The organism is Nocardia sp. NPDC058497 (assembly GCF_042720195.1).
Lineage (GTDB): Bacteria > Actinomycetota > Actinomycetes > Mycobacteriales > Mycobacteriaceae > Nocardia.
This window is the reverse complement of the sequence record NZ_JBHXMY010000215.1, coordinates 1-9,060: the sequence shown is the minus strand read 5'-3', so window position 1 is coordinate 9,060 and position 9,060 is coordinate 1. Positions and strand designations below refer to the sequence as shown.

Genomic DNA, 9,060 nt, shown 5'->3' with positions numbered 1-9,060 from the left:
CAGGGTATGCACTGTGCGGCCCGCCGAGGTCGTGTCCTTAAACTTGCCTCGTGGGTACTCATCGCAGCGGGACCAGATCTCGAAGTATCAGCAAGGGTCCGGTTATCGCGGCATCGGTACTCGTGCTGGTGCTCGTGGCCGTGTTCGCCTGGTTCCAGCTCAGCGATCGCGCCGCCAGCACCGACGTCGCGGCGGCCGCCGAATGCGTCGAGGGTCCGGCGTCGCTGGACGTCACCGTCGATCCGGCCATCGCGGGCCCGGTCCGTGCCGCCGCCGACCGCTACAACGCGAGCAAGCCGCGGGTGCGTGACCACTGCGCGCGGGTGGAGGTGTCGGCCCGCCCGTCGGCCGCGCTGGTCGCGGGCCTGGCCGATACCGGGAAGTGGGATCCGGCGCTCGGCCCGAAGCCGGGACTCTGGATCGCCGATTCCAGCCGCTCGATCGAACTGGTCCGCGTGCCCGGCCTGATCGAGGGCACGCCCGCCTCCATAGCCACCAGCCCGATCGTGCTCGCCGTGCCCGACGCGCTGCGCCAGGCGCTCGAGCAGCACCAGATCGCCTGGTCCGATCTGCCGCGTCTGCAGCAGGGCTCGCTCGACGAGCTCGGCCTGTCCGGCTGGGGTGGGCTGCGGATGGCACTGCCTGTCGGTGATGCCACCACCGCCGCGGCCGCCTCGATCGGGGCCGCCGTGTCGGGCACCGAGCCGCTGACCGAGCAGGCCGCCGGTTCCGGCCAGGTCGTCGCCGCGATCTCCGGACTCGCCGCGGGCGCCCAGGTGCCCGCCGACCTGGTCGCGGCGATGGGGGCGATCACCGCCGACCCCACCGCCGACGAGGTGCACGCCGTCGCCGCCACCGCGCAGCAGCTCGGCACCGGCGGGCTCACCGCGTTCCGGCCGGTCGGCACCGCACCGCTCGCGGACTATCCCGCCGCTCTGCTGTCGGGCCCGTGGGTCGACAAGACCCAGAACCTCATCGCGTCCCGGTTCATCGACTTCCTGCGCGCCCCCGAACAGGCAGGCACGCTGGCCACCGAGGGGTTCGGCCCGGCCATCGGTTCGGCGCCGGCCAACCCGGACAAGACGACACTGCAGAAGGTGCAGGGCACCCTGGCCAACCCGGTCCTCGGTGTGAATGCCACAGTCCTGCTCGATGTCTCGTCGTCGATGGGCACCGCGGAGGGATCGACGACCCGGCTGGCGAACGCGGGCGCTGCCCTGGCCTCGACGCTGACGGTGATGCCGCCGGACTTCGGCCTCGGGCTGTGGACCTTCGGCAAGAACCTCGACGGCACCACCCCGTACCAGGTACGGGTCCCCACCGACCTGCTGACCGACACCCAGCGCAACGCGGTGGGCTCGGCGGTGACCACCACCAAGGCGACCCAGAACACCACCGACCAGGCCTACCCCAGCCTGCTCGCCGCCTACCGCGCCGCGGTCGCCGCCTACTCCCCCGGCCGCACCAACTCGATTCTGGTGATCACCGACGGACCCGACGACGACTCCTCGCTCACCGGTTCCGCGCTCGTCGCCGAGATCACCGCCGCCACCAAGTCCGGCAAGCCCGTCCGGATCGATATCGTCGTGGTCGGCGGCCAGGGCACCCAGACCCTGCAGACCCTCGCGCAGCAGACCGGTGGCACCTACACCCGCGTGCCGACGAGCAACGACCTCAGCTTCGGCACCGCGGTGGTCAAGGCACTGACCACTCCCTGACCCGGCACGGCCACCGGTCCGACTACCGTCAGGGTGAGACCTCCACCAGCGCACCGGATTCCATCGCGACCCACAGGTGGCCTGCGGCGTCGACGGTGAGGCCGTGTGGTTCGGCGCCGGGTAGCGCGAGGTGGTCGATCACGCCGTCGGTGGTGATCCGGCCGAGCCTGCCTGCCGCCCATTCGGTGAACCACAGCGCGCCGTCGGATCCGGTGACGATCGCGTGCGGGCGGGCGGCGGGGTCGGGCAGGGCGAATTCGGTGATCGTGCCGTCGGTGTCGATGCGCCCGATGGCGCCCGCGCCGATTTCGGTGAACCACGCCGCACCGTCCGGGCCCGTGGTGATGCCGACCGGCGCGGCTGCAGGTGTCGGCAGGGGATACACCGTGAGGGCCAGGTCGCTATCCACCCGGCCGATCGCATTGCCCTGGTTCACCGTAAACCACACTGCGCCATCGGATCCCGCGGTGAGCATCGACGGCATGCCCTCGACGTCGACGCGGTCGATCGTGCCGTCGGCAGCGAGCCGCCCCACGCGACCGGCCTGCAGCTCGGTGAACCACAGCGCGCCGTCGGGTCCTAGACCCGCACCGTAGGGACCGTCCAGCGCGATGCTGGTCAGGTCGCCCTGAGTCGTGACGCGGCCGAGCCTGCCGCCCTGGAACTCGGTGAACCACAACGCATCATCGGGACCGGTCACAATGACGGTGGGTTGCCCGTCGGAGGAATCGAGGGCGAATGTCCGCACCGCGCCGTCGGCACAGCGGCCGATCATGCCCTGCGCGACCAGGGTGAACCACAATGCGCCATCCGGCCCGACGGTCACCCCGTACGGCGCGCCCGGCACCTCGATCACCTGCACAATGTCAGCCAAAGTCCTGAATTCCCTTCTGTATTCCCCGGAATCGGCGGCGCAGCGCACGATCGTGCGACACCACGACCACCGCGCCCCGGTAGTCGTGCAGCGCCTGTTCCACCTCGTCGACCAGCGTCAGCGACAGGTGGTTGGTCGGTTCGTCGAGCAGCAGCAGATCATGGTCACCGGCGAGCACCCGGGCCAGCGACAATCTCCGCCGCTGCCCCTCCGACAAGGTGCCGACCGGGCGATCTAGCAGCTCGGGAGCGAACAGTCCGGTCGCGACGAGCGCGGCTCTGCCGAAACCGTATGTCTCGGTGACGCTTCGGTCCGGATCGAAGCGGTCCTCCTGGCGCAGGTAGCCGACCCGACCGCGCGCCGACGCGTGGATCGCATCGAGCAACGTCGACTTTCCCGCCCCGTTCGGGCCGTGGATCAGCAGCCTGCCCCGCGGTCCCAGGGTCACGGGCCCGATGGCGAACTCGGTGTCCGAGCCAACGGCGGCGAATCGTCCACGGAAGCGCAGTGGTTCGGGCGGACACGGCACCGGGTCCGCGCGCAGGCGGCGCAGGCGTTCGGCGGTCTGCCGGACCCGCGAGGCGACCGAGCTCTGCACCCGGCCCGCATTGCGGTCGTAGGCCATCTTGTTGTTGTCCGACATCGCGCGACCGTGCGCCACCTGCTGGGCGGTGGTCGTCGCGAATTCCTCGAGTCGCCCGATCTCGCCGCGCCACTGCGCATAGGCCTGTTCCCAGCGCACGCGAGCGGCGGCCTTCTCGGCCAGGTAGCCGGTGTAGCCGCCGCCGAAGCGGGTCAGGCCGCCGTCGGCCACCTCGATGATCGCCGTCACCACCCGGTCGAGGAAGATCCGGTCGTGGGAGACCAGCACGACGGTGCCGTGGTGGGTCCGCAGCCGGTTCTCCAGCCAGGTCAGCGCGTTCTCGTCGAGATGGTTGGTCGGCTCGTCGAGCAGCAGGACCTCCGGCGAGGCGGCGAGCAGGCAGGCCAGTCCGAGCCTGGCGCGTTCCCCGCCGGACAGGCTGTCGAGTGACCGGTCCCGATCGAGCCCGGCCAGCCCGAGGCCGTGCAGCGACGCGTCGACCCTGGCGTCGGCGGTGTAGCCGTCGCGCGCCTCGAACCGGGTGAGCAGTTCGCCGTAGCGGTCCATGTCCTGCGCTTCGGCGGCCGCGTGCATGCCGCGTTCCAGATCCCGCAGCTCCGCGAGCGCCAGCTCGATCACGGCGCCGACGGTGTCACCGGCGAGGGTCTGCGCGAGGTGGCCGAGGCCGCCGTCGGCGCTGACGGTCACCGATCCGGTGTCCGCGCGGTCGAGTCCGGCCAGTATCCGCAGCAGCGTCGACTTTCCCGACCCGTTCTCGCCGACGATGCCGACCCGCTCGCCGGGCCGGATCGTCGCCGTCACGGTGTCGAGCACGGGCCGGTCCGCGTAGGACTTCGACACTCCGCGCAGACTCAGTTGAGTGGTCAAACAGCGCTCCAATCGCAACTTGTGTAGCTTTAACCTTACTAACCCCGCCCACCTAACGCAACAGGAGTTGTTTTTGGAACCGCAACGACGACCCGGCGGACGCAGTACGCGGGTGCGGGAGGCCGTGCTCGACGCGACGACGGCCGAACTCGCCGAGCACAGCTACCAGGGCCTGAGCATGGAATCCGTCGCCCAGCGGGCCGGGGTGCACAAGACCACCGTCTACCGGCGCTGGCGCGGTCCGGAGGGTCTCGTCGCCGACGCGCTCGACCGCGCGGCCGGACAGTCATGGCCGATTCCGGACACCGGCAGCCTCGTCGACGATTTGCGCGGACTCACCGAACTGCTACGCACCGGCTTCACCGACCCCGAATCCGGTCCGGTCGCAGCGGCTTTCGTCACCGCGGGCATGCAGCACCCGGATGCGGCCACGGCACTGCGCAGCTTCTACGCGGCGCGGCATGCCGAGGCGGCGGTGATCGTCGAACGGGCAATCGCGCGGGGGGAGCTCGCGCCCGGCATCGACGGAACGGAGATCGTCCAGTTCGCGGTCGCGCCACTGTTCCACCGGCTGTTCATCACCCACGAGCCGGTCACCGCCGAACACGCCCGCCGAGCCGCCGATGCCGCGGTCACCCTCGCCCAATCAGCGTGGGCCGCAGAATCCTCGACTCCGTAGACGACAACGAGCCCCGCCGATGAGTTCGGCGGGGCTCACTATCGGATGGGTATCAGTCTTCGTAGGCGTCCAGCGGCGGGCAGGAGCAGACCAGGTTGCGGTCACCGAACGCGCCGTCGATGCGGCGCACCGGCGGCCACACCTTCGGGCGGGTGTGCCCGATGCCCCGCGGGTAGACCGCGACCTCACGGCTGTAGGGGTGATCCCACTCGCCGACCAGGCTCGCCGCGGTGTGCGGCGCGCCGCGCAGCGGGTTGTCGGTCACCGGCCACACGCCCGCGCCGACCTGATCGATCTCACCGCGGATGGCGATCATCGCGGCGATGAACTCGTCGAGCTCCTCGAGGTTCTCGCTCTCGGTGGGCTCCACCATGAGCGTGCCCGCCACCGGGAAGCTCATGGTGGGCGCGTGGAAACCGTAGTCGGCCAGGCGCTTTGCCACATCGTCGACGGTGACACCGGTCTGCTTGGTGATCTCGCGCAGGTCGAGGATGCACTCGTGGGCGACCATGCCGTTCTCGCCGGTGTAGAGCACAGGGAAGTAGGCGTCGAGGCGGCGGGCGATGTAGTTGGCCGAGGCGATCGCGGTGAGCGTCGCCTCGCGCAGGCCCTCGGCGCCCATCATCCGGATGTAGGCCCAGGTGATCGGCAGGATCGACGCCGAACCGTAGTTGGCCGCCGACACCGCGTGCGAACCGGCTTCGCGCGGGTCGCCGGGCAGGTACTGGGCGAGATGCGAGCGCACCGCCACCGGGCCGACGCCGGGACCGCCGCCACCGTGCGGGATGCAGAAGGTCTTGTGCAGGTTCAGGTGGCTGACATCGCCGCCGAACCGACCGGGCCGGGCGAGGCCGACCAGGGCGTTGAGGTTCGCGCCGTCGACGTAGACCTGGCCGCCCGCGTCGTGCACGAGCGCGCACAGCTCGGCCACCTCGTGCTCGTAGACGCCGTGGGTGGACGGGTAGGTGATCATGATGCAGGCCAGCCGGTCGGCGTGGTCGGCGATCTTGGCGCGCAGGTCGTCCAGATCGACATCGCCGTTGTCCCGGCACTTCACGACCTCGACGCGCATGCCGACCATGGCCGCCGAGGCCGCGTTGGTGCCGTGCGCGCTCGACGGGATCAGGCAGGTGTCGCGGTGGTCGTCGCCGCGATCGAGGTGGTAGCGCCGGATCGCCAGCAGGCCGGCGTACTCACCTTGGCTACCGGCGTTGGGCTGCAGGCTCACCGCGTCGTAGCCGGTGATCTCGGCCAGCCACTGCTCGAGGTCGCCGATGAGCTTCAGGATGCCGGGCACGTCCTCGGTGGGCGCGAACGGGTGCAGCCGGGCGAAACCGGGCCAGGTGATCGCCTCCATCTCCGCGGTCGCGTTGAGCTTCATGGTGCACGAACCGAGCGGAATCATGCTGCGGTCCAAGGCGATATCCTTGTCCGACAGCGAGCGCAGGTAGCGCAGCATGGCGGTCTCGGTGTGGTGGCGGGTGAACGCCGGGTGCGTCAGGTAGTCCGAGGTGCGGGTCTCGATCGCGGCGGGCTGGGCGCTCGCGGCGTCGGGAGTCCGTGCGGTGCCGAAGGATTCGACGACCGCGGCCACATGCGCGTCGGTGGTCGCCTCGTCGCAGGCGATCGCGACGTGATCGGCGTCGACCAGGCGCAGGTTGATGCCCTGCGACTTCGCCTTGGCGACAACGGCTTCGGCCCCGCCGGGCACATACGCCAGCACGGTGTCGAAGAAGTTGTCATGCACCAGCGCGGCGCCGATCCCGGATGCGACGGCCGCGGCGTGCCCGTGCACCCGGCGCGCGATGGCGCGCAGTCCGTTGGCACCGTGGTAGCTGGCGTACATGGCGGCGACGATGGCCAGCAGCACCTGCGCGGTACAGATGTTGGAGGTCGCCTTCTCGCGGCGAATGTGCTGCTCACGGGTCTGCAGAGCCAGGCGGTAGGCCGGGGCGCCGTCGGCGTCGACGGACACGCCGACCAGGCGGCCTGGCAGCTGCCGGGCGAACGCGGTGCGCACGGCGAGGTAGCCGGCGTGCGGGCCGCCGAAGCCCATCGGCACACCGAAGCGCTGCGTGGTGCCGAAGCACACGTCGGCGCCCTGTTCACCGGGCGGCGTGATCAGCGTCAGCGCCAGCAGGTCCGCACCGGCGGCGACGAGCGCGCCCCGCTCGTGGGCGGCCGCGAACAGCGCGGTGTAGTCGACGATCCGGCCGGAGGCGCCGGGGGTCTGCGCGATCACGCCGAAGAACTCGCCCTCGGGCAGCTCACCGGAGGACAGATCGGCCTCGACGATCTCGATGCCCAGCGGCTCGGCCCTGGTGCCGATGATGGTCTTGGTCTGCGGGAACAGATCGGCGTCGAGGACGAGCCGGTTCGACTTGGACTTGCCCGCGCGGCGCAGCAGCGTCATCGCCTCGGCGGCCGCGGTGGCCTCGTCGAGCATGGACGCGTTGGCGACGTCCATGCCGGTCAGATCCGACACCATGGTCTGGAAGTTGAGCAGCGCCTCGAGCCTGCCCTGGCTGATCTCGGGCTGGTACGGGGTGTAGGCGGTGTACCAGGCCGGGTTCTCGAGCAGGTTTCGCACCAGCACCGGCGGGGTGAGCGTGTCGTAGTACCCCAGGCCGATCATCGAGGTGGCGACGGTGTTGGAGTGCGCCAGCGCGGCCAGCTCGGCGAGCACCTCGTGCTCGGTGCCGGGCGCGGGCAGCGCGCCGAGACCGGACTCGTCGAGAATCGTCGCGGGCAGTGCCGTGGTCGCGAGCGCGTCGATCGAGTCGACGCCGACGATCTCGAGGATCCGGGCGAGTTCGTCGGAATCGGGTCCGATGTGGCGGTCGGCGAACGAACGGGTCACGGCAGCTCCAAGGTCGGGCGGGTCGACCGTGTGGTCGACGGGTACCAGCCCTCCCCCTCTGTCGTGGCGCCTGAGAGATTCGGCGACCCGGCCGCGAACAGCCGTGCCCCTTTCCCCGTGGGCGGGCAGCCGGATGCCACCGCTTTCCAGAGGCGTCGAATCACCGTGCGGTCCCTGTTGCCTGAGAGATTGACGGGGAGGTGCTGCTCCTTCGGCGCCCGGATTCTACGAACCCAAGACTCTCCCGCACGGCGGCGACGCTCACCCAGTCTAATGGCACGGCGAACCCTCACCGTCACGCACACGATGTAGCGCTCGTCACGCAAGCCGCGATCACGCAAGCACCTGGGTCACTCACCGGGAACGGGCGAACCCGGTCCCGCACATCACCGTCGGCCGCGCACGCTCATTGCCCAGCACCTGAGTCTGGCCCGAATACACGGGGTGGCGGGCAAGCGCTGGTCACTTCTAACCGGTCTTGCGGTTCTCCCGCACCTTGCGCCGGAAGGACAGTTCGTCCTCGGGCCGGTCGGTGATCTCGGTGGCCCGCTCGGCAGGGAAGTCGGCGATCGCCCCGGTCAGTTCCCGCATGGCGCCGCTGACCGCGATTCCGAAGACGCCCTGCCCGCCCTGCAGTAAATCGACTACCTCCTCGGGCGAGGTGCACTCGTACACCGTGGTCCCGTCGGAGAACAGCGTGATCCCGGCCAGATCAGGAACACCGCGGCTGCGCAGATGATCGACCGCGATCCGGATGTTCTGTAAAGAGACGCCCGCGTCCAGCAGCCGCTTCACGATCTTGAGGACCAGGATGTCCTTGAACGAGTACAGTCGTTGACTGCCCGAACCCGCTGCCCCTCGGATCGACGGCACAACCAGCCCGGTGCGGGCCCAGTAGTCGAGTTGACGGTAGGTGATGCCGGCGACCTGACACGCGCTCGGCACCCGGTAGCCGACCAGATCGTCCGGAACCGAGTCGTCCGGGAACAAGCCAGGCTGCACCACATCCTGCGATTGCTCTTCCACTGACCACTCCTTGCTCTGCCGACGTTCTCGAGTACCGGAGTCACGACGGATGTTGCCCGACTTTCGAGGTTACTCCTGCCATTGTCGGACCTGCACCGTTGTCGCACCAAGCACCGCGCGCGGCGATTCCCTCGACCTCTACTTCAGGTCTAGAAGATCAGGAAGTGAATCAGCTGTCCGTGGCCTTGAAGTCGTCGGGCGAGACCGACTCGAGGAACTCCTTGAACTTCTCGACCTCGTCCTCGCGCTCGTCCGGCATCACCAGCCCGGCCTCGGCGAGTACCGGTTCCTCGGCGAAGATCGGGCAGCCGACCCGTAGCGCGATGGCCACCGAATCCGACGGCCGGGCCGAGACCCGCAGATCGCCGTCGAAGACGAGATCGGCGTAGAAGGTGCCCTCCTGCAGATCGACGATCCGCACTTCCTTGAGGG

General features: G+C 69.7%; 7 protein-coding genes and 1 riboswitch. Of the genes, 2 read left to right on the top strand and 5 right to left on the bottom strand.

Annotation, left to right across the window (positions count from 1 at the left end; genetic code table 11):
- Window positions 1-50 precede the first annotated feature (50 nt).
- Window positions 51-1,718 (top strand): VWA domain-containing protein, encoded by a 1,668-nt coding sequence (locus tag ACFWPJ_RS16375; RefSeq protein WP_378852106.1) that lies wholly within the window; start codon window positions 51-53, stop codon window positions 1,716-1,718.
- A gap of 28 nt (window positions 1,719-1,746) precedes the next feature.
- On the opposite strand, the gene ACFWPJ_RS16370 is transcribed toward ACFWPJ_RS16375, so the two are convergent.
- Together ACFWPJ_RS16370 and ACFWPJ_RS16365 are read right to left on the bottom strand one after the other, a co-directional pair.
- Entirely contained in the window at window positions 1,747-2,592 is an 846-nt protein-coding gene (locus tag ACFWPJ_RS16370; protein ID WP_378852103.1) for a virginiamycin B lyase, read from the bottom strand.
- Entirely contained in the window at window positions 2,585-4,063 is a 1,479-nt protein-coding gene (locus ACFWPJ_RS16365) for an ABC-F family ATP-binding cassette domain-containing protein (RefSeq protein ID WP_378852100.1), read from the bottom strand. The genes ACFWPJ_RS16370 and ACFWPJ_RS16365 overlap by 8 nt, the downstream gene beginning before the upstream one ends.
- A gap of 73 nt (window positions 4,064-4,136) precedes the next feature.
- Here ACFWPJ_RS16365 and ACFWPJ_RS16360 point away from each other — a divergent pair, with 73 nt between their 5' ends.
- Window positions 4,137-4,742: a TetR/AcrR family transcriptional regulator gene (locus ACFWPJ_RS16360; protein WP_378852097.1), complete on the top strand. Its 606-nt coding sequence runs from the start codon at window positions 4,137-4,139 to the stop codon at window positions 4,740-4,742.
- 52 nt (window positions 4,743-4,794) lie between these two features.
- Here ACFWPJ_RS16360 and gcvP read toward each other — a convergent pair whose 3' ends face one another.
- From gcvP to ACFWPJ_RS16345, 3 genes are all read right to left on the bottom strand, one after another.
- Window positions 4,795-7,602 (bottom strand): aminomethyl-transferring glycine dehydrogenase, encoded by a 2,808-nt coding sequence (gene gcvP / locus ACFWPJ_RS16355; protein ID WP_378852095.1) that lies wholly within the window; start codon window positions 7,600-7,602, stop codon window positions 4,795-4,797.
- A 158-nt stretch (window positions 7,603-7,760) separates the two neighbouring features.
- A riboswitch (glycine riboswitch) is annotated at window positions 7,761-7,859 on the bottom strand.
- A 211-nt stretch (window positions 7,860-8,070) separates the two neighbouring features.
- Window positions 8,071-8,628 carry a MerR family transcriptional regulator gene (locus ACFWPJ_RS16350; protein ID WP_189034281.1) on the bottom strand — a complete coding sequence of 186 codons (558 nt, stop codon included), beginning with the start codon at window positions 8,626-8,628 and terminating at the stop codon, window positions 8,071-8,073.
- Window positions 8,629-8,797: 169 nt separating this feature from the next.
- Window positions 8,798-9,060 (bottom strand): bifunctional nuclease family protein (locus tag ACFWPJ_RS16345; protein WP_378852092.1); only part of this gene is annotated, 263 nt, incomplete at its 5' end.